This window comes from Paraburkholderia sp. SOS3 (assembly GCF_001922345.1).
GTDB lineage: Bacteria > Pseudomonadota > Gammaproteobacteria > Burkholderiales > Burkholderiaceae > Paraburkholderia.
This window is the reverse complement of sequence record NZ_CP018811.1, coordinates 4,093,440-4,116,119: the sequence shown is the minus strand read 5'-3', so window position 1 is coordinate 4,116,119 and position 22,680 is coordinate 4,093,440. Positions and strand designations below refer to the sequence as shown.

At 63.3% G+C, this 22,680-nt stretch carries 21 protein-coding genes and 1 tRNA gene; 11 read left to right on the top strand and 11 right to left on the bottom strand.

The genetic code is table 11. The annotated features are described in order from the left end of the window. Window positions 1-76: 76 nt before the first annotated feature. The 3 genes from ftsZ to lpxC all read left to right on the top strand — a co-directional run bounded on the left by ftsZ (window position 77) and on the right by lpxC (window position 3,348). On the top strand, window positions 77-1,276 hold the full coding sequence (gene ftsZ, locus BTO02_RS18300) for a cell division protein FtsZ (RefSeq protein WP_075158228.1): 1,200 nt from the start codon (window positions 77-79) through the stop codon (window positions 1,274-1,276). A gap of 271 nt (window positions 1,277-1,547) precedes the next feature. After that, window positions 1,548-2,051 carry a peroxiredoxin gene (locus BTO02_RS18295; protein ID WP_075158227.1) on the top strand — a complete coding sequence of 168 codons (504 nt, stop codon included), beginning with the start codon at window positions 1,548-1,550 and terminating at the stop codon, window positions 2,049-2,051. Between the two features lie 379 nt (window positions 2,052-2,430). Next, window positions 2,431-3,348, top strand: a complete 918-nt coding sequence (gene lpxC, locus BTO02_RS18285) for a UDP-3-O-acyl-N-acetylglucosamine deacetylase (protein ID WP_075158225.1) — start codon at window positions 2,431-2,433, stop codon at window positions 3,346-3,348. A gap of 117 nt (window positions 3,349-3,465) precedes the next feature. On the opposite strand, the gene BTO02_RS18280 is transcribed toward lpxC, so the two are convergent. Beyond that, on the bottom strand, window positions 3,466-3,984 hold the full coding sequence (locus tag BTO02_RS18280) for a DciA family protein (RefSeq protein ID WP_075158224.1): 519 nt from the start codon (window positions 3,982-3,984) through the stop codon (window positions 3,466-3,468). A 373-nt stretch (window positions 3,985-4,357) separates the two neighbouring features. Between BTO02_RS18280 and secA the strand changes: the two genes are divergently transcribed. The 4 genes from secA to BTO02_RS18260 all read left to right on the top strand — a co-directional run bounded on the left by secA (window position 4,358) and on the right by BTO02_RS18260 (window position 10,058). Further along, a complete protein-coding gene (gene secA / locus BTO02_RS18275; RefSeq protein ID WP_075158223.1) occupies window positions 4,358-7,192 on the top strand; it encodes a preprotein translocase subunit SecA in 2,835 nt (944 codons plus the stop codon). Window positions 7,193-7,448: 256 nt separating this feature from the next. Then, on the top strand, window positions 7,449-8,696 hold the full coding sequence (gene argJ / locus BTO02_RS18270; protein WP_075158222.1) for a bifunctional glutamate N-acetyltransferase/amino-acid acetyltransferase ArgJ: 1,248 nt from the start codon (window positions 7,449-7,451) through the stop codon (window positions 8,694-8,696). A 64-nt stretch (window positions 8,697-8,760) separates the two neighbouring features. Then, entirely contained in the window at window positions 8,761-9,630 is an 870-nt protein-coding gene (locus BTO02_RS18265) for an ATP-binding protein (protein ID WP_075158221.1), read from the top strand. Further along, window positions 9,627-10,058 (top strand): NUDIX domain-containing protein, encoded by a 432-nt coding sequence (locus BTO02_RS18260; RefSeq protein WP_075158220.1) that lies wholly within the window; start codon window positions 9,627-9,629, stop codon window positions 10,056-10,058. The genes BTO02_RS18265 and BTO02_RS18260 overlap by 4 nt, the downstream gene beginning before the upstream one ends. Window positions 10,059-10,094: 36 nt before the next feature. On the opposite strand, the gene yacG is transcribed toward BTO02_RS18260, so the two are convergent. The 9 genes from yacG to BTO02_RS18215 form a co-directional block, all read right to left on the bottom strand. After that, window positions 10,095-10,289, bottom strand: coding sequence for a DNA gyrase inhibitor YacG (yacG, locus tag BTO02_RS18255; RefSeq protein WP_075158219.1), 195 nt, complete (start codon window positions 10,287-10,289; stop codon window positions 10,095-10,097). A gap of 180 nt (window positions 10,290-10,469) precedes the next feature. After that, the gene (gene zapD, locus BTO02_RS18250; protein ID WP_075158218.1) at window positions 10,470-11,225 is read right to left on the bottom strand and encodes a cell division protein ZapD; all 756 of its coding nucleotides are present in this window, start codon (window positions 11,223-11,225) and stop codon (window positions 10,470-10,472) included. A 262-nt stretch (window positions 11,226-11,487) separates the two neighbouring features. Further along, window positions 11,488-12,099 carry a dephospho-CoA kinase gene (gene coaE, locus BTO02_RS18245; RefSeq protein ID WP_075158217.1) on the bottom strand — a complete coding sequence of 204 codons (612 nt, stop codon included), beginning with the start codon at window positions 12,097-12,099 and terminating at the stop codon, window positions 11,488-11,490. 3 nt (window positions 12,100-12,102) lie between these two features. Then, window positions 12,103-12,945: a prepilin peptidase gene (locus tag BTO02_RS18240; protein WP_232243548.1), complete on the bottom strand. Its 843-nt coding sequence runs from the start codon at window positions 12,943-12,945 to the stop codon at window positions 12,103-12,105. A gap of 219 nt (window positions 12,946-13,164) precedes the next feature. Then, complete coding sequence (locus BTO02_RS18235) at window positions 13,165-14,403, bottom strand: type II secretion system F family protein (RefSeq protein ID WP_075158216.1); 1,239 nt, start codon at window positions 14,401-14,403, stop codon at window positions 13,165-13,167. After that, window positions 14,400-15,680: a GspE/PulE family protein gene (locus BTO02_RS18230; protein WP_075158215.1), complete on the bottom strand. Its 1,281-nt coding sequence runs from the start codon at window positions 15,678-15,680 to the stop codon at window positions 14,400-14,402. Before BTO02_RS18230 ends, BTO02_RS18235 begins: the two co-directional genes overlap by 4 nt. A 226-nt stretch (window positions 15,681-15,906) precedes the next feature. Next, window positions 15,907-17,211 carry an HlyC/CorC family transporter gene (locus BTO02_RS18225; protein WP_075158214.1) on the bottom strand — a complete coding sequence of 435 codons (1,305 nt, stop codon included), beginning with the start codon at window positions 17,209-17,211 and terminating at the stop codon, window positions 15,907-15,909. Window positions 17,212-17,363: 152 nt separating this feature from the next. Beyond that, window positions 17,364-17,440 (bottom strand) — tRNA-Pro (locus BTO02_RS18220). Window positions 17,441-17,498: 58 nt separating this feature from the next. Then, window positions 17,499-18,491, bottom strand: coding sequence for a polyprenyl synthetase family protein (locus tag BTO02_RS18215; RefSeq protein ID WP_075158213.1), 993 nt, complete (start codon window positions 18,489-18,491; stop codon window positions 17,499-17,501). Between the two features lie 298 nt (window positions 18,492-18,789). On the opposite strand from BTO02_RS18215, the gene rplU reads away from it, so the two are divergent. The 4 genes from rplU to proB all read left to right on the top strand — a co-directional run bounded on the left by rplU (window position 18,790) and on the right by proB (window position 21,985). Continuing rightward, window positions 18,790-19,101, top strand: coding sequence for a 50S ribosomal protein L21 (gene rplU / locus BTO02_RS18210; protein ID WP_006025184.1), 312 nt, complete (start codon window positions 18,790-18,792; stop codon window positions 19,099-19,101). A 24-nt stretch (window positions 19,102-19,125) separates the two neighbouring features. Then, on the top strand, window positions 19,126-19,389 hold the full coding sequence (rpmA, locus tag BTO02_RS18205) for a 50S ribosomal protein L27 (protein WP_075158212.1): 264 nt from the start codon (window positions 19,126-19,128) through the stop codon (window positions 19,387-19,389). A 292-nt stretch (window positions 19,390-19,681) separates the two neighbouring features. Next, window positions 19,682-20,800 (top strand): Obg family GTPase CgtA, encoded by a 1,119-nt coding sequence (gene cgtA, locus BTO02_RS18200; protein ID WP_075158211.1) that lies wholly within the window; start codon window positions 19,682-19,684, stop codon window positions 20,798-20,800. Between the two features lie 66 nt (window positions 20,801-20,866). Further along, window positions 20,867-21,985 carry a glutamate 5-kinase gene (gene proB / locus BTO02_RS18195; protein ID WP_075158210.1) on the top strand — a complete coding sequence of 373 codons (1,119 nt, stop codon included), beginning with the start codon at window positions 20,867-20,869 and terminating at the stop codon, window positions 21,983-21,985. Window positions 21,986-22,114: 129 nt separating this feature from the next. Here the strand turns inward: proB and BTO02_RS18190 are convergent, their stop codons facing one another. After that, window positions 22,115-22,675: a CNP1-like family protein gene (locus BTO02_RS18190; protein WP_075158209.1), complete on the bottom strand. Its 561-nt coding sequence runs from the start codon at window positions 22,673-22,675 to the stop codon at window positions 22,115-22,117. Window positions 22,676-22,680: the final 5 nt, after the last annotated feature.

Below are 22,680 nucleotides of genomic sequence, written 5' to 3'. Positions count from 1 at the left end.
CCGGCGCGCGACAGGGGGTTGCCCGATCTCCTGCCGGATAACGGCCGAATGAGACTTTTTTCTTGACGGAGGCAATATGGAATTCGAGATGCTGGAAACGGAAACCAACGGCACCATCATCAAGGTGATTGGTGTAGGTGGTGCAGGCGGCAATGCCGTGCAGCACATGATCAACCGCGGTGTGCAGGGTGTCGACTTCATCGTGATGAACACCGATGCCCAGGTGTTGTCGCGTTCGAAGGCGAGCAGCGTGCTGCAACTCGGCAAGACCGGGCTCGGTGCGGGCGCCAAGCCGGAAATGGGTCGCGCGGCCGCCGAAGAAGCGCGCGAGCGTATCGCCGACTCGATGCGCGGCGCGCACATGGTGTTCATCACCGCGGGTATGGGTGGCGGCACCGGCACGGGTGCGGCGCCGGTGGTCGCGCAGATCGCGAAGGAAATGGGGATTCTGACGGTCGGCGTCGTGAGCAAGCCGTTCGAATTCGAAGGCGGCAAGCGCATGCGTGTCGCCGAAGCAGGTTCGCAGCAACTGGAGGATCACGTCGACTCGCTGATCGTCGTTCTGAACGACAAGCTGTTCGAGGTGATGGGCGACGACGCCGAGATGGACAAATGCTTCCAGTGCGCTGACGACGTGTTGAACAACGCGGTTGCCGGCATCGCGGAAATCATCAACGTCGACGGTCTCGTGAACGTCGACTTCGAAGACGTGAAGACGGTGATGGGCGAGCAGGGCAAGGCGATGATGGGCACGGCGACGGTGGCCGGCGTCGATCGCGCGCGTCTTGCGGCCGAGCAGGCAGTGGCAAGTCCGCTGCTCGAAGGCGTCGATCTGTCGGGTGCGCGCGGGGTGCTCGTCAACATCACGTCGAGCCGTTCGCTGCGTCTGTCGGAAACGCGCGAAGTGATGAACACGATCAAGAGCTATGCTGCCGACGACGCAACGGTGATTTTCGGCGCCGTGTACGATGACGCGATGGGCGACGCGCTGCGCGTGACCGTCGTGGCGACGGGCCTCGGCCGCACGGCGAAGAAGCAGCAATCGGCGCCGATGACGCTGCTGCGTACCGGTACCGACAACGCGCCGGTCAATAATCACGCGATGCAGCACGGCTACGCGACGCAGCCGGCACAGACGGCGGACTACGGTTCGCTCGATACGCCGGCCGTGTGGCGCACGTCGCGCGATACCGCGGCTTCGCATGTGCAGGCGCTGCAGGAAAAGGGCGTCGACACGTACGACATCCCGGCTTTCCTGCGCAAGCAGGCTGACTGACACGCGAGGAGCGGGCTTTCGTCGCGGCGCACGCTGCATTGGCATTTGCTGCATTGCATTTTGCGCCCTTCGAATGCACGAGCGTGACAGATGGAACGGCATACAGACCGCGTCTCGCAAGACGCGCGGCAAGGACGGTTGCCCTCTTCGAGTTTTCGAAGCGGCCGGACCGGTTTTGCCATCCTCATTAATGAAATGAGATCGGATGAAATGCCGCTTTCCAGGTGTTTACGTGCGAGCAGCTCCCGCATCATCGAGTGAAGGAACGAGCATGATCAAGACTGGTGAAAAACTGCCCGACGCGACCGTCTTCGAAATGATCGACGAGCCGCGCGAGGGCTGCACGATCGGAGCGAACAGCTTCAGCGTGAGTCACGAAACGGCGGGCAAGCGTGTGGTGATCTTCGGATTGCCGGGCGCGTTCACGCCGACCTGTTCGGCCAGACATGTGCCGGGTTACGTCGAAGCGGCCGGGCAGCTGCGTGCCGCGGGCATCGACGAGATCTGGTGCGTGTCCGTCAACGACGCGTTCGTGATGGGCGCGTGGGGACGCGATCAGCGCACCGCGGGCAAGGTGCGCATGATGGCGGACGGTAGTGCGGCTTTCACCAGAGCGCTCGGTCTGGATCAGGATTTGTCGGCGCGTGGCATGGGCATTCGCTCGCAGCGCTACGCGATGGTGGTCGACGATGGCGTGGTCAAGACGCTCAACGTCGAAGCACCCGGCAAGTTCGAAGTCAGCGATGCGCAGAGCGTTCTCGCAACGTTGAAGTAGTCGCAATGTGCGCGGCACGCGTGGTGCGCGTGTTGCACGCTGGCAACGCCTGGCGTGACGTCATTGTGACAGGCCGTAACCTGGCCTCGCGGATGATCCGCTCGGGCCGATGACCGGAAACGCCTCCATTCCGGGCATCGGCCCCATCTTTGTTTAAACAGGTATCGCCGCATTCGCGCCTGGCGTAATGTCGCGAAACAGATTGATACGACCAGACGGCAGTGCCTCAAAGGCGGATGGGGTATAATCCTCTCTATGGGTTAAAAAGTCCCGATTGGCGATTTCAATCGACTCCGAGTCGTTGATCCTCAACCCCGCGCGTGTTTGCAATCTTCGGGCGCAGGGCCGGTCGGGATGCTGAATGGAATAGAAGACCATCATGTTGAAGCAGCGCACCATCAAATCGATCGTCAAGACGGTCGGCATCGGCTTGCATTCGGGACGCAAGGTCGATCTCACGCTTCGGCCAGCGGCGCCGGACACGGGCATCGTGTTTTCGCGCGTGGACCTGCCCGCGCCCGTGGACATCCCTGCGTCGGCAATGTCGATCGGCGATACGCGGCTCGCATCGGTGTTGCAGAAGGACGGCGCGCGCGTGTCGACGGTCGAGCACCTGATGTCCGCCTGTGCGGGCCTCGGCATCGACAACCTGTATGTCGACGTCACTGCTGAAGAGATTCCGATCATGGACGGCAGCGCCGCCTCGTTCGTGTTTCTGATCCAGTCGGCCGGCATCGAAGAACAGAACGCCGCGAAGAAGTTCATCAAGGTAAAGAAGCCGGTCGAGATTCGCGACGGCGACAAGTACGCGCGCCTCGATCCGTATTTCGGCTTCAAGCTCAAATTCACGATCGATTTCCGCCATCCGGCCGTCGATAAGACGGGCCAGGCGCTCGAAGTGGACTTCGCGAATACGTCGTATGTGCGCGAGATCGCACGGGCGCGTACGTTCGGCTTCGCGCACGAAGTAGAAACCATGCGTGAACTGGGCCTTGCACGCGGCGGCAGCATGGACAACGCCATCGTGCTCGACGAGTACCGCATTCTGAACAACGACGGGCTGCGTTACGACGACGAGTTCGTCAAGCACAAGATGCTCGATGCGATCGGCGACCTTTACGTGGTCGGCCATCCGCTGCTCGCGTCGTACGATGCGTACAAGTCGGGCCATGGTCTGAACAATGCGCTGCTGCGCGAGTTGCTCGCGCATGAGGACGCGTACGAAATCGTCACGTTCGACGATCCGCAGAAGGCGCCGCGCGGATTTGCGTACGATACGCAGACGGCATTCGCGTAAGCGCGGCGCGCGGGGCGGTTTGTCTCGCGCAACGTGTTCAAACGTGTGAACAAAGAAGCGACCCAGCCGGGTCGCTTTTTGTTTTGCCGTGCGCGCAAACGCACCCGGTGCGAGGCTTCACTTGCGATGCCGTGCAGCCATCCGTGCGAGGGCCGCCTGCAGCGGCGAAGGCTCGAGCGATTCGCTCAATTCATGCAGCGCATCGGCGCCGACACGCGTCATGCGGGCCTGCTTGATCGGCCGCGGCGGCTCGACCGCCTTCGGCCGCACGCGAATTTTCAGCGATTCGACTGCCCAGCCGCGCTGCTGCAAATCGGCCACGAGCCGCGGCTCGAGATGCCGCAAACGCGCCGCGAGCGCATTGTGCGCGGCAAAGATCGCCAGCACGCCGTCCTTGATGAAGCCGGGCTCGACGCTCGTCGCCAGATAGTCGGGCAGGAGCGCGGCAAGGTCGCGTTCCAGTGCTGCAATCTGCTCGACGCCCGCGCGCAACGCGGAAAAGGCGTCGGTGCGCGCCAGCACATCGGCGAGCCGTTGCGGGCGCCGCACGTCGTATGACGGCGAAAACCTCGCGGACGGCGACTGTGCGGTCGGCTTCGAAAACGGCGGCCTTGAATTCGACGAAGAGCGGCTCATGTTTGACAGTGGTGGCGCTGGAGAACCGCAAGCAGCGGCGATTCGGCATATTCCGCCTATTCCGAATAGACAGACCATTGTACCGTGCGGCGTTTGCCGGCCCGCTTGCGCAATCAAACCACCATGCACAATCGGGACCATGCGCGCATGATGACGGGCGCACTGGCACGCGTCACAATGCCGGTCGGGAAGAGCCGACAGCGATCTGAGGTTCGACACAGGCGCGCGTTGGGCCGCGTGCTAAAATCCCCGATTCGAATTCACTCCTTGACAAGCCGCCGAGGCACTTCCGACAACGGGTGAGCGAGGGCACGACCCCGGCCGCGCTTTCTCGCTTTCCTCGCCGAAGCCGCGACGCAGAGACACCGACCCGATGATCACCGGTTTTCTACAAAAGATTTTTGGCAGTCGCAACCAGCGCCTCGTCAAGCAATATCAAAAGACCGTCGTGTCGATCAATGCGCTCGAACCGCAGATCGAGAAACTGACGGACGACCAGTTACGCGCGAAAACCGGCGAATTCCGTCAGCGGGTGGCGGGCGGAGAGTCGCTCGACAAGCTGTTGCCGGAAGCATTCGCGGTTTGCCGGGAGGCGAGCAAGCGCGTGCTTAAGATGCGCCACTTCGACGTGCAGCTGATCGGCGGCATGGTGCTGCACTACGGCAAGATCGCCGAAATGCGCACCGGCGAGGGCAAAACGCTCGTCGCGACGCTCGCCGCGTATCTGAATGCGCTGTCGGGCCGCGGCGTGCACGTCGTGACCGTCAACGACTACCTCGCGCAGCGCGATGCCGAGTGGATGGGCCGGCTGTACAACTTCCTCGGCTTGTCGGTCGGCGTGAATCTGTCGCAGATGGATCACAGCTTCAAACAGGAAGCCTATGCCGCGGACATCACGTACGGTACGAACAACGAGTTCGGTTTCGACTACCTGCGCGACAACATGGTCTACGAGACCGAGGCGCGCGTGCAGCGGGCGCTCAACTTTGCAATCGTCGACGAAGTGGACTCGATCCTGATCGACGAGGCGCGCACGCCGCTCATCATCTCGGGCCAGGCCGAAGACCATACCGATCTGTACGTGCGCATGAATGCGCTGCCGCCGCTGCTCGAGCGGCAGATCGGCGAAGAAAAGGCCGATGGTACGGGCGTCGAAAAGCCGGGCGACTACACGCTCGACGAAAAAGCGCGCCAGGTGTTCCTCACGGAATCGGGTCACGAGAAAGCCGAGCGGCTGCTCGCCGAGTGGGGCCTGATCGGCGACGGCGAGAGCTTGTACGCGCCGCAGAACATCACGTTGATGCACCACGTGTACGCGGCGCTGCGCGCGCACACGTTGTTCCACCGCGATCAGCACTACGTCGTGCAGAACGGCGAAGTCGTCATCGTCGACGAATTCACCGGCCGTCTGATGGCCGGTCGCCGCTGGTCCGACGGCCTGCATCAGGCGGTCGAGGCGAAGGAGCACGTCAAGATCCAGAGCGAAAACCAGACGCTCGCTTCGATCACGTTCCAGAACTACTTCCGTATGTACGGCAAGCTGTCCGGCATGACCGGCACGGCCGACACCGAAGCGTACGAATTCAACGAGATCTACGGTCTCGAGACAGTCGTGATTCCGACGAACCGGCCGCCGAAGCGGATCGATCGCCAGGATCAGATCTACAAGACCGCGCGCGAACGCTACGATGCGGTGATCCGCGACATCCACGAATGCTACGAGCGCGGCCAGCCGGTGCTCGTCGGCACGACGTCGATCGAAAACTCGGAACTGCTGTCACATCTGCTGAACAAAGCGGGCTTGCCGCACGAAGTGCTCAACGCGAAACAGCACGAGCGCGAAGCAGCGATCGTCGCCGAAGCCGGACGGCCGCAGCGCATCACGATCGCGACCAACATGGCCGGCCGCGGTACCGACATCGTGCTCGGCGGCAATGCCGAGAAACAGGCGGCGTTCCTCGAAGTCGACGAATCGATTCCCGCCGACGAGAAACAGCGCCGCATCGCGCAACTGCATGGCGAATGGCAAACGCTGCACGATCAGGTGAAGGCCGCAGGCGGCCTGCACATTATCGGCACCGAGCGCCACGAGTCGCGCCGCATCGACAATCAGCTGCGTGGCCGTGCGGGCCGCCAAGGCGATCCGGGTTCGTCGCGTTTCTATCTGTCGCTCGAAGATCCGCTGCTGCGCATTTTCGCCGGCGACCGCGTGCGCGCGATCATGGACCGGCTCAAGATGCCCGAAGGCGAGGCGATCGAAGCGGGCATCGTCACGCGTTCGATCGAATCGGCGCAGCGCAAGGTCGAGGCGCGCAACTTCGATATCCGCAAGCAGTTGCTCGAATACGACGACGTCGCGAACGATCAGCGCAAGGTGATCTACCAGCAGCGCAACGAATTGCTCGAAGCGCACGACATCGCCGAGACGATCGGCGCGATGCGCCACGGCGTGATCGGCGACATCGTGCGCCAGTTCGTGGCGCCGGGCAGCATCGAAGAGCAGTGGGACGTGCCCGAGCTCGAAGAAGTGCTGCGCAACGACTGGCAGCTCGATCTCGCGATTCAGGAAATGATCAACGAATCGCAGTCGATCGACGCGGACGAGATTCTCGAAGCCGTGACCGCGGCTGCGGACGAAGCATACGAAGCGAAAGTCACGCTCGTCGGCCGCGAATCGTTCAGCGCGTTCGAGCGCTCGATCATGCTGCAGACGCTCGATCGGAGCTGGCGCGAACATCTCGCGGCGCTCGACCATCTGCGCCAGGGCATTCACCTGCGCGGCTATGCGCAGAAGAACCCGAAGCAGGAATACAAGCGCGAGGCGTTCGAACTGTTCGCCGCGATGCTCGATGCGGTGAAGCTCGAAGTCACGCGCATCGTCATGAACGTGCAGATCCAGTCGCCCGAGCAGCTCGAGCAGGCTGCCGAGCAGTATGAGGAACAGGGCGGCCATCTCGAGAACGTCGAGTTCCGGCATGCCGACTACTCCGATTCGAACGCGGCGACGGCCGTGGCCGCGGCGCCCGTGGCTGCCGATGCGGCCGCGACGATGATCGGCGATGCGATGAGCCATGCGCCGCGCGGCACCGCCGCCGCGGCGGCTGGCGTGCCGCGCGCGAGCGACGGCATCCCGAAGGTCGGCCGCAACGATCCGTGCCCGTGCGGCAGCGGCAAGAAGTACAAGCAGTGTCACGGCAAGATCGCCTGACGCTGCAGGCAGGATGAAAGGCGGCGCGCTCAATGCGCGCCGCGTCGTTTCTACGGTCGTATTCCGTTGTTTTTAGCGGTGCGTTCGCCGTTATTTTTGCGGTAGTGTGTGCGTCAGTTCCGACGTCGTTTCTGCGGTACGTCGCCACTGAATTTCGCGGCTATCCGGCGCCGTGCCGGATAGCCAGTTATGTTCCGATGCCGGCGGCTGCCTGCTAGCGCGCGCCGGCATTTTCAGCTCCGACAGGTCGCCACCCATGGCTGTCAATTTCCCTTCGATCGAACCCGCTCAACTTCATCCGGTACCCGGCGTCACGCTCGGCTGGGCCGAAGCGAATATTCGCAAACCGAATCGCAAGGACGTGCTCGTGATTTCCGTCGACGAAGGCGCGACGGTTGCGGGCGTGTTCACGTCGAACCGGTTCTGCGCGGCGCCCGTCACGGTGTGCCGCGAGCATCTGGAGCGCGCGCGCGGCAGCGGTAGCGGCAAGGGCATCCGCGCGCTCGTCATCAATACCGGCAACGCGAATGCGGGCACGGGCGAACCTGGCCTCGCGCACGCGCGCGAAACTTGCAACGAGCTTGCGCGGCTCGCGGGTATTGCGCCCGAGCAGGTGCTGCCGTTTTCGACCGGCGTCATTCTCGAACCGCTGCCGATCGACCGGCTCAAGGCCGGCTTGCCCGCCGCGCTTGCGAATCGCGCGGCTGCGCACTGGTACGACGCCGCGCAGTCGATCATGACCACCGACACGCTACCGAAAGCCGCGTCGCGCCAGGTGAAGATCGACGGCCATACGATCACGCTGACCGGCATCAGCAAGGGCGCCGGCATGATCAAGCCGAACATGGCGACGATGCTCGGCTTCCTCGCGTTCGATGCGGCCGTCTCGCAGCCTGTGCTCGACGCGCTCGTCAAACATGTCGCGGACCGCTCGTTCAACTGCATTACGATCGACGGCGATACGTCGACGAACGACTCGTTCATCCTGATTGCGTCGGGCAAGTCGAGCCTGCCGGCGATCGCGTCGACCGATTCGGCGGCTTATGCCGCGCTGCGCGACGCGGTGACCGACGTGGCGCAGACCCTCGCGCAGCTGATCGTGCGCGACGGCGAGGGTGCGACGAAGTTCATGACGGTGCAGGTCGAAGGCGGCACGAGCGTCGCCGAATGCCGGCAGATCGCCTACGCGATCGGTCATTCGCCGCTTGTGAAGACGGCGTTTTACGCGTCGGATCCGAATCTGGGCCGCATTCTCGCCGCGATCGGCTATGCGGGCGTCAACGATCTCGACGTCGGCAAGATCGATCTGTATCTCGACGACGTGCTCGTCGCGAAGGCAGGCGGACGCAATCCGGCGTATCGTGAGGAAGACGGCCAGCGCGTGATGAAGAAGAGCGAGATCCTGATTCGCGTGCTGCTAGGCCGTGGCGATGCGCAAGCCACGATCTGGACTTGCGACCTGTCGCACGAATACGTAAGCATCAACGCCGATTACCGTTCCTGATCGGGCGCGGCGCTGCCTGAATCGGCACGCGCGGCAAGCATCCCGACCGCCTCTCTCTTTAGCCATGGATAAACTCGAACAACTGTTGACCCGCGCCGAAGCGGTGCTGGGCCGTCTCGAAGCAATGCTGCCGCCTGCGGCGCCCGACGTCGACTGGTCGGCCGCGGTCGCATTTCGCTGGCGCAAGCGCCAGGGACGCGGCTTTCTGCAACCGGTGCCATCCATTTCCCTGATTTCGCTTGCGGACCTGCAGAACATCGACCGCCAGAAGGAGCTGATCGAGCAGAACACGCGCCAGTTCGTCCACAAGCAGCCGGCGAACAACGTGCTGCTCACCGGTGCGCGCGGCACGGGGAAGTCGTCGCTGATCAAGGCCTGCCTCAATGCGTATGCGAAGGACGGCTTGCGCCTCATCGAAGTCGACAAGGACGATCTGCACGATCTCGGCGACATCGTCGATCTGATCTCGATGCGGCCCGAGCGCTTTGTCGTGTTCTGCGACGATCTGTCGTTCGAGGACGGCGAGTCCGGCTACAAGGCGCTGAAGGTTGCGCTCGACGGCTCGGTGGCCGCGCAATCGGACAACGTGCTGATCTACGCGACCTCGAATCGCCGCCATCTGCTGCCCGAATACATGAGCGACAACGAGACGTACAAGCACACGGCCGACGGTGAGATTCATCCGGGCGAAGTGGTCGAGGAAAAGATCTCGCTGTCCGAGCGCTTCGGGCTGTGGGTCAGCTTCTATCCGTTCAAGCAGGACGATTACCTGACGATCGTCGCGCACTGGCTGCGCCATTTCGGCTGCGACGACGCGGGCGTCGAAGCCGCGCGCGGCGATGCGCTCGTGTGGGCGCTCGAACGCGGCTCGCGCTCGGGGCGCGTTGCGTGGCAGTTCGCGCGTGACTGGTCGGGTCGTCGGGCGCCGGCATGACGGCTGCCGCGGACAATGCGCCGCAAGCCGCGGCGGCGCCGCGGCCGGTGACCGAGGTCGCGGTCGGCGTGCTCGTGCAGCCGGGCGGACGCTATCTGCTCGCGCAGAGGCCGGCAGGCAAGCCGTATGAAGGTTACTGGGAGTTTCCGGGCGGCAAGCTCGAACCCGGCGAGACGGTCGAGGCGGCACTTTCGCGCGAACTGCACGAAGAACTCGGCATCGACGTGCAGGCCTGCCACCGCTGGCATACGCTCGAACACGACTATCCGCATGCGTATGTGCGGCTCTATTTCTGCAAGGTGACCGAGTGGGCCGGCGAGCCGCACGGCCGCGAAGGCCAGGCTTTCGTCTGGCAGACGTTGCCCGCTGACGTCACACCGCTGCTGCCTGCGACGATACCGGTGCTCGAATGGCTCGCGGCGGAGTAACCGGGTGAGTGGGGAGTGCGAGCTTTGCGGCGAACTTCAATGATGTGCGTTTTCGCCGGGCGTCTCGTCTGACGGCGGCTCATCATCGTTGCTGCCGATCCGGTATTTCTCGGCGGCCCAGGCGCCGAGATCCATCTGTTTGCACCGTTCGGAGCAGAACGGGCGGAAGCGGCTCTCCGGGGTCCAACGGACATCCTTGCCGCAAGTCGGGCATTTGACGACGGTGGTCATTCTGTCTGTTTGTGGCGATGGTTCGATCGAAATGTAACGAACGTCGAATCTGGGGGCGCCGGCTGCGGATTAAAGCGCGTCGCGCGATGGCGCATGGCGCGTGCCTGGTCTGCCGTCCTGCGCTGCCGATGCCAGGCGACGGCCGGCTACCGACGACGACCGACGGTCGGCGACTGACGCCTACAGACTACACAGCGTGAGCTGAAAAGGCACGTCGACATCGACCGAGCGCGGACGAAGATCGCCGTCCTGCACCGTGAAGCGGACCCACAGCATATATTTGTTCGCGCTCGCTTCGGGGATCACGCGCAATTCCGGCGCCACGCGCACCTGCATCAGCTGATACGTGCGACCCGACAGCATCTGCTGGTAGCTGCCCTGCATCGCCATGACCTTCGACGCCTGGCCCGATTCGCGCGCGAGACGCAGCACGATGGCGGCCGCATCGCGCAACGGCAACAGCGGCATGACCCACTTCGCGATATCCTGGCGGCGCTGGTCCGCATGCGTCTGCTGCCATGCGTAGTACGACGGAAGATCGAACTTGCAGGTGCCGCCTGGAATGATCGCGCGGCTACGGATGCTCGAAAGCCACTCGTTGTCGGCCAGATGCTGGCCCGTTTTGCCCTGCATTTGCGCAAGGCCGGCAAGCGTTTGCTCGATTTCACCGAGCACGGCTTCGAGCGCATTCTGCTCGATGCCCGGATTGCCGCGGAATGGTGCGAGCGTTTGACGCTGCCGCTCGAGTTCCTTCATCAGGTCCGACTTCAGATCCGCGCGGCCGGCGACTTCGGAGATCTCGAACAGCGTGGTCAGCGCGACATGATGTTCCCTCGGATCTTCCTGAGTCAAAAAGAACGTAAAGCGCTCGAACAGGTCTTCGAGGCGCAACAGCGTCCTGATTCGCTCGTTGAAGGGATACTCGTAAAGAATCAAGCGGGATCGCCTCGCGCGTGGTCGGTAACTGAATTGCAGGACATTCTAATGCCGTGGCTCTACCCTAGCAATGAAACACTGGATCCGTCCAGTTCGCAAATTTTTCGCTTGTGTTTCGCTCACGTTTCTCGCCGGTTACTGCGAAATCGCGGCGCGCTGTCCGATTTTCCACCGGCCTTCGGATTTTCTCGGGCGCTCGAGGGACATTTTCGAAACCGGAATGACTTGAGCACGGGTGTCGCATAAGCCCTTGAAAACGCGCTTACGGCGCGCCGGCTGATTCCGACATATACAGACGGTGCAATTCTTCGACGCGTGCATCGAGTGCTTCGACCGTTGACTGGTCGTTGTTGACGATCACATCGTCGGCGGCTGCGAGGCGTGCCTCACGCGTCGCCTGGCGGGCGATGATCGCAAGCACCTGCTCGCGCGTGAACGCGTTGCGGCGCATGACGCGCCCGATCTGCGTCTCGACGCTGCAGTCGACGACGAGCACGCGATCCACACGCGTCTTCCAGCTTCCCGATTCGACGAGCAGCGGCACCACGATCATTGCATAGGGGCCGCGCGCGTCGCGCCGCTCACGTTCGGTCTCCGCACGGATCAACGGGTGAGTGATCGCTTCGAGGCGGCGCCTCGCGTTTTCGTCGCTAAAGACAAGCGCTCGCATGCGTGCGCGATCGAGTGAACCGTCGGGCGCGACGAACGAAGCGCCGAATTCGCTCGCGATCGCGGGCATCGCAAGACCGTGCGGCGCCGTGATGCGATGCGCGATCGCGTCCGTGTCGACGATTGGCACGCCGCGCGTCGCGAAGCGATCGGCGACGAATGACTTGCCGCTGCCGATGCCGCCCGTCAACCCAACAGCAAACATGCGTCAGCCTCCGAGAGCGAAATAAAGCGGCGTACCGAGAAACAGCGTGAGCGCACCGCCGGCCGCGAGAAACGGGCCGAACGGCAGCGGTTCTTCAAAGCGCATCCGGCCGCGCCAGGTGGCAACGAGACCGACGAGCGCGCCGGCGACCGCGGCGATCAGAATGATTTGCGGCAGCGCGGCCCACCCAAGCCAGGCGCCCAGCGCGGCAAGCAGCTTGAAGTCGCCGTAGCCCATGCCTTCAATGCCGCGCACGAGCTTGAATGCCCAGTGTACGCACCATAGCGCGAGATAACCGGCAATCGCGCCGAGCACGGCATCGGACAGGCTCGCGAAGAGGCCGCCGAAGTTGAGGATCAGGCCTGACCACAGCAATGGGAGCGTCAGCGAATCGGGCAGCAAGTGGGTGTCGATATCGATAGCGCTCGTCGCGAGCAGCGTGGCGCAGAGGCCAAACGCGGCGAGCGCGGTGCCGCCCGGACCGAACAGCACGAGCGACGCGACCGCGCAGACGGCGCTTGCGATTTCGATCAATGGATAACGGAGGCTCACGCGCGTTTTGCATTGCGAGCAGCGGCCGCGCAGCAGCAGATAGCTGACGACGGGTACGTTCTCCCACGCGCGCAGCAAGTGGCCGCAATGCGGGCACGCGCTGCGCGGCAGCCACAGGTTATAACGCGGCGGCAGGCCGTCGTCGTCGACGTGCTGACCCGTGGCATCGGCGACTTCGGCACGCCATGCGCGTTCGAGCATGATCGGCAGCCGGTGTACGACGACGTTCAGGAAACTGCCGACCACGAGCCCGAACGCGGCCGCGAAGGCGATCTGCAGCGCGAGCGGCAGCATCGCGAAGGCCGCGCCGGCCGCAGCCGACAGATTGTCGAGCCAGGCAACGACCGACGCGAAAGGCGAGCCGATTTGCGACCCGATCGGCAACCCCGTGGGCGACACGACGAGCGACCGCGAAGACAGCCCCGAAGGCGACGGATACGACATGTTGTAGAGGTGGTCTGACACGGTTCTGAACGCGGCCGGCATGGTTGAGGTTCTCGATTCGGCTGGATGCTACACCACGTTGCCTAGTTGAATGATGGGAAGATACATTGCAATGACGAGCCCGCCGACGAGCAGCCCGAGCACCGCGATCACGAGCGGTTCGCACAGGCTCGCGAGCGAGCCGGTCTGTTCGTCTACCTGACGATCGCACAGCGATGCGACATCGAGCAGCATCGTATCGAGCGTGCCCGATTCCTCCGCGACCGCGACGGGTTGCACGACCTCAGGCGGAAAGCATTGGGTGGCCTGCATCGCAGCCGCAAGCCGCTCGCCGTCGCGCAGTCTCGCGGCGATGCCGGCCGTCGCGCGGTCGAAGTACGCATTGCCGGTTGCGCGATCGAGCGACGCGAATGCATCGGCGAGCGGCGTGCCGGCCGAGAGCAGCGTGCCCAGTGCGCGGCTCCAGCGTGCCGCGCAGAGTATGGTCAGCAGCGGTCCGACAATGGGCGCGCGCAATGATAGCCGCGCGCAGCGGAGCCGTGCCGCCTCCGACGTGCGCAGCAATTTCGCGAAGCTGGTGCCCGCGGCGACACCGAACACGACGATCGGCAAGCTCCATTTCGCGGCGCCCGCGGAAAGCGCAAGTACCGCTTGCGTCGGCGCGGGCAGCGCGGCGCCGAAGCCGTCGAAGATCTGCTTGAAGGTTGGGACCACCCATATCAGCAGCGCCGCGGTGATCGCCACCGCGAGCACGAGGATAGCGGTCGGGTACGTGAGCGCCGCGCGTACTTTCGCACGCTGCGCGGCGGAACGCTCGCGGTCGTCTGCGATACGCGCGAGCACTTGTGCAAGCGAACCCGACGCTTCGCCCACCGCAACCAGTTGCGCGTACAACGGACCGAACTGATCGGCCCGCGAGCGCAGCGCTTGCGAAAAGCTGACGCCTGCGACGATGTCGCGCGCAAGCGCACCGACGATGCGCGACATGCCATGCGCTTTACCGGAGGACGCCGGCGCGTCGGCCAGCAATTCGAGCGACGGCGCAAGCGGCAAGCCGGCGCGCAACAGGCTCGCGAGTTGCCGCGTGAAGCGCGTGACGTCGGCCGAGCGCGCCTGCGCGCGGGGCGCGGGGCCTTGCGCGGCGAGTTCGACAATAAAGAGGCCGTTGCGCCTGATCTTCGCGCGCGCCGCGACGACGTCGGCCGCGATGACCGAACCGCTTCTATGCGTCCCGTCGGCCTCGATGCCACGCCATCGGAAGCGCAGTTCTTGCGATAACGAATCCGTCACCATTGCGCCGGCCCTCATGCGATCTCGGTCGCGCAGAGTGCTTCGGCGAGGCTCGTCGTGCCGTCGACGACGCGCGCGAGCGCGGCGTCGCGCAAGGTGCCGACCGCTTCGGCGCGTGCCTGTTGCGTGAGCGTCTGCGTGCTCGCGCCCGCGACGATCAACTCGCGGATCGCGTCGGAAACCGGCATCACCTGATGGACGCCGATACGTCCGCGGTAGCCGATGCCGTGACATGCATCGCAGCCTGCTGCCGCGTATGGAAGCGTGCCTTCGAGACTGGCTTCGCAGCCGCCCGCCGCGTGCATTGCGGCGCGTAACGCGGCGGCGGATTGAACGTCCGGCGTTTTGCACTCGGCGCAGAGTTTGCGCACGAGACGCTGCGCGGTCACCATGCGAAGCGCGCCCGCGAGGTTGTACGGCTCGACGCCGATGTCGATAAGCCGCGCGATGGCGGCGGGCGCGTCGTTCGTGTGCAACGTCGACAGCACGAGGTGGCCGGTTTGCGCCGCCTTGACAGCGACGTCCGCGGTTTCTTCGTCGCGAATTTCGCCGACCATGATCACGTCGGGATCCTGCCGCAGAAACGCGCGCAACGCGGTGGCGAACGTGAGCCCGGCCTTTTCGCGCACACTGACCTGATTGATGCCCGCAAGCTGGATTTCCGCCGGGTCTTCGACCGAGCACAGGTTACGCGAGACGGCATTGAGCATTTGCAGGAAGCAGTACAGCGAGAGCGTCTTGCCGCTTCCCGTTGGACCGGTGACGAGCATGAGGCCGTGCGGCGCGCGGATCGCCTGTTCGATGCTCGCGCGCTGTTCGGCCGCAAGGCCGAGCGAGGCGAGCGAAAGATCGGCCGGCAGCGATTCGAGCCGGCGCAGCACGAGCTTTTCGCCGTACAGCGTGGGTAGCGAATTCACGCGATAGTCTTCGACGCGCCCTGCGCCGCTCGCGAGTCGCAGCCGGCCGTCCTGCGGCACGCGGCGCTCCGCGATATCCATGCGCGCGAGCACCTTCACGCGCGTGATGAAGGCGTCGCGCAGATGGGCCGGCGGTTGCGCGACTTCGTGCAGCACGCCGTCGATGCGCAAGCGGATGCGCCAGCCGTGCTCCGACGGTTCGATATGCAGATCCGACGCGTTGCGGCGCGCCGCTTCGTGCAGCGTTTCGGTCAGCAGGCGAACGGCGGGCGGGGCGTCGGCTTCGTCTGCGACGGTTCGAAAAGCCGCGCCGGGCGTCGCGTTGTGCTCGCCAGCGAAGTCGGATGCGTGCGCTGCGAAAGAAAGAAGAGGAGTCATCGAATACCGGCCGAAAGCCGCCTGTGCAACTGGACGGGGTCATCATCCGGCATCGCGGCTGTGGCCGCCATTAGGCCGTTCGGCTAGCTGTGTGCCGCTTTCATTTGCAGTACGATGCGCTACCCCGCGTGCTGCGTGCGCCGCCCCGAGCGATGGCAAGAGCGATGGCCATAATCGCGCAAGCTCGGCGCGCGGCACGCGGCACGCGGCGTCCGCCCACTAACGATCAACGGCCTAGCAACCTCGCGACCTTCGCGCCGGCTTTCTGCCCCGGGCGGAACAGCTTCACGGTGCGAATCGCCTGATCGTCGCTGCGCATCACTTCGAGCTTGACGTCGGCGATCTGCACGCAGACATCGCCCTCGGGAATCTCCTCGAGAATCTCGAGGATGAGACCGTTGAGCGTCTTCGGGCCGTCGGTCGGCAGTTTCAGTTGCAGCCAGCGGTTCAGCTCGCGCAGCGGCATGCTGCCGGCTACGATGCACTCGCCTTTGTCGTCCCAGCCACCGCGAGAACTCGCGCTGCGCGGCACCGACGTCGTGAATTCGCCGATCAGCTCTTCAATGATGTCCTCGGGTGTGACAAGTCCCTGCAATTCGCCGTATTCGTTGACGACGAGGGCGGTGCGATGGCGGCTTTCCTGGAAGTACTGCAGTTGCTGGAAGACAGGCGTACCGGACGGCACGAAGTACGGCTCGGCAAGCAGTTCGCGCAGCGTTTCGCGTTCGAGCTCCTGGTTGTGGAGCGCGGCGAGCGTCTTGCGCACATGCAGCACGCCAAGCACGCGATCGATATCGCCTTGATAGACGATCAGCTTGTTGTGATAGCAGGTTTCGAGTTGATGCAGGATCTGATCGAACGGCGCGTCGAAATCGAGCGCCTCGATGCGGCGGCGCGGAATCATGACGTCGTCGACCGAAATGTTCTCGAGATCGAACAGGTTGAGCAGGATGCTGCGGTGCTTGGTCGGCATGAAACTGCCGGACTCGAGCACGATGGTGCGCAGCTCTTCGGTCGACAGGCGCTGATCGCGCGCTCCGCCCGTATTGATGTGCAACAGGCGCAAAAAACCGTTGGCGAACAGGTTCACGAACCAGATCAGCGGTTTGGCGATGCGCATCAGTGGCGCAATCAGAAAACTCGCAGGCAGAGCGATCTTTTCGGGGTAGGTCGCACCGACGATCTTCGGTGCAATTTCCGCGAACACGATAATCAGAAACGCGACGATGCCCGTCGACACCGACAGCACGACGCTGTTGCTGCCGAACGTGCGCAGTGCGATAGAGGTCGTGAGGACCGGGATGATCGTATTGAAGAGGTTGTTGCCGATCAGGATCACGCTTAGCAACTGGTCCGTGCGTGAGAGCAGGCCCTGCGTCTTTTTTGCGCCGAGCACGCCCTTATTGGTGAGATGCTTGAGGCGGTGACGGTTGAGCGCCATCATCGCCGTTTCGGAAATGGAGAAGAAACTCGAACAGATCAGCAGGACCAGGACGGCGCCTATCTGCGCCCATAAGGGAAGTTGTTCCACGCGTCGTGAAGTAAGGGGAAGGGGATGGGGAGAATATAGCAGAGGGGTTCGGTGCACCCCATCGGCCAAAAGACAGAGGCTGTGAGCGGCGAAGCGGGCCAAAACCGTGGGCGAAAAAAAACCGCGCTACGTTGCGCGGTTTTTCAAAATTCTGGTCGGGGTGAGAGGATTCGAACCTCCGGCCTCTACGTCCCGAACGTAGCGCTCTACCAGGCTAAGCTACACCCCGATTTACCTGCATTGTACTGCGTGACTCTTGCTGGACTCGTTGCGCGGTTCGGTCTTATTTAAGACTGCCTCGTCGTCGAGTAAGAACATAATTCTAGCAGGCTTTCCTTGTAAATGGAATCGGGAAACGAAGAAATCGCGGCGGCCGCCGCTTGTGCTTCCTGCTTTGCGCACTGCAGCGTGTGGTCCAGCGCGCCCGAATGCGTGATCGCTTCGAAGATGGTCTCGAAGCGATCCGTGCCGCCTTGGACGATCGCTTCGCGCGCAAGCGCGGCCTGTTCGGGCGTGCCGCGTTCGATCAGGTAAATCAGCGGCAGCGTGGGCTTGCCTTCACGCAAGTCGTCACCGGCGTTCTTGCCCATCGATTCCGGTGTACCGGTGTAATCGAGCCAGTCATCCATGATCTGGAATGCGGTGCCGATGCGCCGGCCGAATTCCGCTGCGGCTGCCTCGGTCGTTTCGTCCGCGTCGGACAGCACGGCGCCCAACTGCGCGGCCGCTTCGAACAATTTGGCTGTCTTGTAGCGGATCACCTGCATGTAGCGCGCTTCGTCGACGTCTGCGTCGTGCATGTTGAGCAGTTGCAGCACCTCGCCTTCGGAAATGATGTTCGTCGCTTCCGACAGGATTTCCATCACGCGCATCTTGCCGACGCCGACCATCATCTGGAACGAGCGGGAATAGAGAAAGTCGCCGACGAGCACGCTAGCCGCATTGCCGAAAAGCGCATTCGCGGTTTGCCGGCCGCGACGCAGATCGGATTCGTCGACGACGTCGTCGTGCAGCAGCGTGGCCGTATGGATGAACTCGATCACTGCAGCCAGTTCGTGACGCTGCCCGGTGGTATCGCCGAGCGCGCCCGCGACGAGCAGCAGCAGCGCCGGACGCAGGCGCTTGCCGCCGGCGCTGATGATGTACTCGGAGATCTGATTGATCAGCATCACCTCGGACGCCAGACGGTGCCGGATGACACGATTGACCTGCTGCATGTCTTCGGCGATGGGTGCGAGCAGGCTGGCGGCGTTGGGGGCGGGAGTGGCGGTCGACGACATGGTGGCGATTTGGGGTAATGCCGCGAATTATAAGGCGAATCGTGCAATTTCCGCGCCGCCGGGTCGGGATGCGCGGCCTTTCTGGCCATTCGGCCTATCTTCAGGGTACGAGGCGCACGCCGGGCGAGCGTGGGATCGGCATGGGGCGGGTGTCACGCGTGCCGGTGCCGGCTGCGCGCGACGCGACGTCGATTGGCTTTGACCGTAAAGCTAACTCTATGTATAATCACGGGTTTCCGCGCGCGGTGCGTCGGAAAAATGATTCACGATGAATCACGAATAAAGAGTGAGGTTTTCAATGTACGCGGTCATAAAAACCGGCGGCAAGCAGTATAAGGTTGCTGTCGGCGAAAAACTTAAAGTAGAACAGATACCGGCAGACATTGACGCAGAAATCACGCTCGACCAGGTTCTCGCAGTAGGCGAAGGCGAATCGATTAAATTCGGTACGCCGCTGGTCAGTGGGGCTTCCGTCAAGGCTACCGTTGTCTCTCACGGTCGTCACGCCAAAGTGACCATCTTCAAGATGCGTCGCCGGAAGCACTACCAGAAGCACGGCGGCCACCGCCAGAACTACACCGAACTGCGCATCGACGCGATCAACGCGTAAGCGCATCGGGCAAGGAGCTATCAGATGGCACACAAAAAGGCAGGCGGCTCGTCCCGGAACGGCCGCGACTCCGAGTCGAAACGCCTCGGCGTGAAGGTTTTTGGCGGTCAGGCAATCCTCGCCGGCGGCATCATCGTCCGTCAGCGCGGTACGCGTCTGCACCCGGGCCTGAACGTCGGTATCGGCAAGGATCACACGTTGTTCGCGCTGGTCGACGGCCACGTCAAGTTCACGACGAAAGGCGCCGACAAGAAGCACACGGTCAACGTCGTCCCGGCAGCGGCCTGAATTCCCAGGTAATTCATTTGCCAGGTTAATCAGGTCGGGCTTCAGCGCCGGAAAAAAGGCCCCGCGAAGTTAGCGGGGCTTTTTTATTGGCTTTTCTTCGATGCGGCAAGCACGCTTCGCGTGCGCACCGCAACTGGCCGATCGGCAGATTGTTGAACCGTTGCGGCGCGGGGCAAAATAGCGGCAGTACGGTTGGTTTGCGACGCATCGAATCGCATCAAACAGCAAGAGCAGTAGCAACGAACGCAGCAACAACGCAGCAACAAACGGTACGAACGGGACGGAGCGACTCATGAAGTTCATTGACGAAGCGAAAATCGAAGTCATCGCCGGCGACGGAGGCGATGGCAGTGCGTCGATGCGCCGCGAGAAGTTCGTCCCGTTCGGCGGGCCGGATGGCGGCGACGGCGGGCGTGGCGGCAGTGTCTATGCGGTCGCGGATCGCAACATCAACACACTGATCGACTACCGTTATTCGAAAAAGCATCAGGCGCGCAACGGTGAAAACGGGCGAGGCTCCGACTGCTACGGCAAGGGCGGCGACGACATCACGCTGCGCATGCCGGTCGGCACCGTGATTACCGATCTCGACACCGGCGAACTGATCGCGGACCTGACCGAGCACAATCAGGTCGTGCAGGTTGCGAAGGGCGGCGCCGGTGGCCTCGGCAACCTGCACTTCAAGTCGAGCACGAATCGCGCACCGCGCCAGAAGACGGACGGGAAGCCCGGCGAGCGTCGCATGGTGCGTCTCGAGCTGAAAGTGCTCGCCGATGTCGGGCTGCTCGGTATGCCGAACGCGGGCAAATCGACGTTCATTTCATCGGTATCGAATGCGCGACCGAAAATCGCCGATTATCCGTTCACCACGCTTGCGCCGAATCTCGGCGTCGTGCGTGTGGGGCCGAGCCGCAGTTTCGTGATTGCCGACATTCCGGGCCTGATCGAAGGCGCGGCTGAAGGTGCGGGCCTCGGTCATCAATTTTTGCGACATCTGCAGCGCACGGGCTTGCTGTTGCACATCGTCGATCTCGCTCCGTTCGATGAAGCGGTCGATCCGGTCGCCGAAGCAAAGGCGATCGTCAACGAACTGCGCAAATACGATGAGTTGCTGTTTGCGAAGCCGCGTTGGCTCGTGTTGAACAAGCTCGACATGGTTCCCGAAGACGAGCGCGAAGCGCGTGTCGCCGCGTTCCTGAAGGGATTCGAATGGGATGGGCCGGTTTATCAGATCTCCGCGTTGACGGGCCAAGGGTGCGAAAGCCTCTGTTACGCGGTGTACGACTATCTCGCCGAGCACTCCGATGCGCATCGCGCCGCTGAAGCCGAAGATCTCGCCGCCGACGTGCGTTTCCGCGCGGAGTCCGGAAGCGGCAACAACGGGGCATCGGCTTTGCCGCCGCAAGACTGATCGCGGCGTCGCCGCGGGTCGACGGCCTGACTCATCACCTATGAACCCTGTTGGAGATCGCGCACAATGCGTTCCGTCATCGCAGATTCCCGCCGGCTCGTTGTGAAAGTCGGATCGAGCCTCGTCACGAACGACGGGCGCGGTCTCGACCATACGGCAATCGGCCGTTGGGCTGCGCAGATCGCCGCGCTGCGTGAGCAGGGCAAGGAGGTCGTGCTCGTCAGTTCCGGTGCGATTGCCGAGGGCATGCAGCGCCTCGGCTGGACCAGGCGGCCGCGCGAGATCGACGAATTGCAGGCCGCGGCCGCCGTCGGCCAAATGGGGCTCGCGCAGGTTTATGAAAGCCGCTTCGCCGAGCACTCGATCCGCACCGCGCAGATTCTGCTTACGCACGCGGACCTCGCCGACCGCGAGCGTTATCTGAACGCGCGCTCGACGCTGCTTACGCTGCTGCGCCTCGGCGTCGTGCCGATCATCAACGAAAACGACACGGTCGTCACCGACGAAATCAAGTTCGGCGACAACGATACGCTCGGCGCGCTGGTCGCGAATCTTATCGAGGGCGATGCGCTGATCATTCTCACGGATCAGCAAGGTCTTTTCACAGCCGATCCGCGCAAGGATCCGACCGCGACGCTCGTGCAGCAGGCCGACGCGGGCTCACCCGAACTCGAGGCGATGGCAGGCGGCGCGGGCTCGAATATCGGACGCGGCGGCATGCTGACCAAGATTCTCGCGGCCAAGCGCGCGGCGCACAGCGGCGCGAACACCGTCATTGCGAGTGGTCGCGAGGCGGATGTGCTCGCGCGGCTTGCGTGCGGCGAAGCGATCGGCACGCAGCTGATTGCGCGTACCGCGCGCATGGCGGCGCGCAAGCAGTGGATGGCGGACCACTTGCAGGTGCGTGGCCACGTGGTGATCGATGATGGTGCGGTGGAGAAGCTCACCGCGGGCGGCAAGAGCCTGCTGCCGATCGGCGTCGTCGACGTGCAGGGCGCATTTGCGCGCGGCGAGGTGATTGCGTGCGTGAACGGGGCAGGCCGCGAAGTCGCGCGCGGCCTCACGAATTACAGCAGTTCGGAGACGAAGCTGATTCAACGCCGTCCGAGCGGCGAGATCGAATCGGTGCTCGGATATATGCTCGAACCCGAACTGATTCACCGCGACAATCTCGTGCTCGTTTAGCGTTCAGGCGGCGGCGCGCACAGGGCTCGCGCCGCATTCGCGCCGCTCGCGACGCGCGTTAGACACCACGTCTTGTTCGTCGAATCCACGGCGCATCCACGGCGCCGCGAGAACGCCGCGTTCCGTCAATCACCGGGTCTGCAAGTCGCCTTGGGTACGGTTGTACCGGATGTTGTTGACGATCGTCTTCGCCGAGCCCACCGGCAGCCGGTTCGCGCAGAAAAAGTCCTGATACAGCGAAGCGCGGTACGCGTTGAGGTCGCCGTTCTCAATGCGGGTCCAGTCGTTTGCTACAGTGCGATCCCATCCGTCGTGGTCCTCGTTGAGGCCCGCATACAGACGCCATGTGTAGTTGTCGCAGTGAATGCCTTCGTAATTGACGTTGCGTGCACCGCCCGGGCTCGTCACGACAACCGTGTAGCGTACGACGCCGTCCGACCCTACCGATATCGACTTCGCGTCGACAAAGAAACTGAGCGGCGTATTCTGCGAGACCTCGAACGGCAGCAGGTCGGCCTGGTTAGGCAGCGGCGGCAGCGTATCGACCTTGTTCTCGGTCCAGTTGGTCGGCATGTCCAGCAGGTAGTGGAAGTCCGCGTCCTTTTGCGGTGTCGGCTGCTTGTTACTTGAGCAGCCGGCCAGCAAGGCGCCGGTGGCCACACACGCCACCGCGAGAGCAAACAATTTCAAGTGAA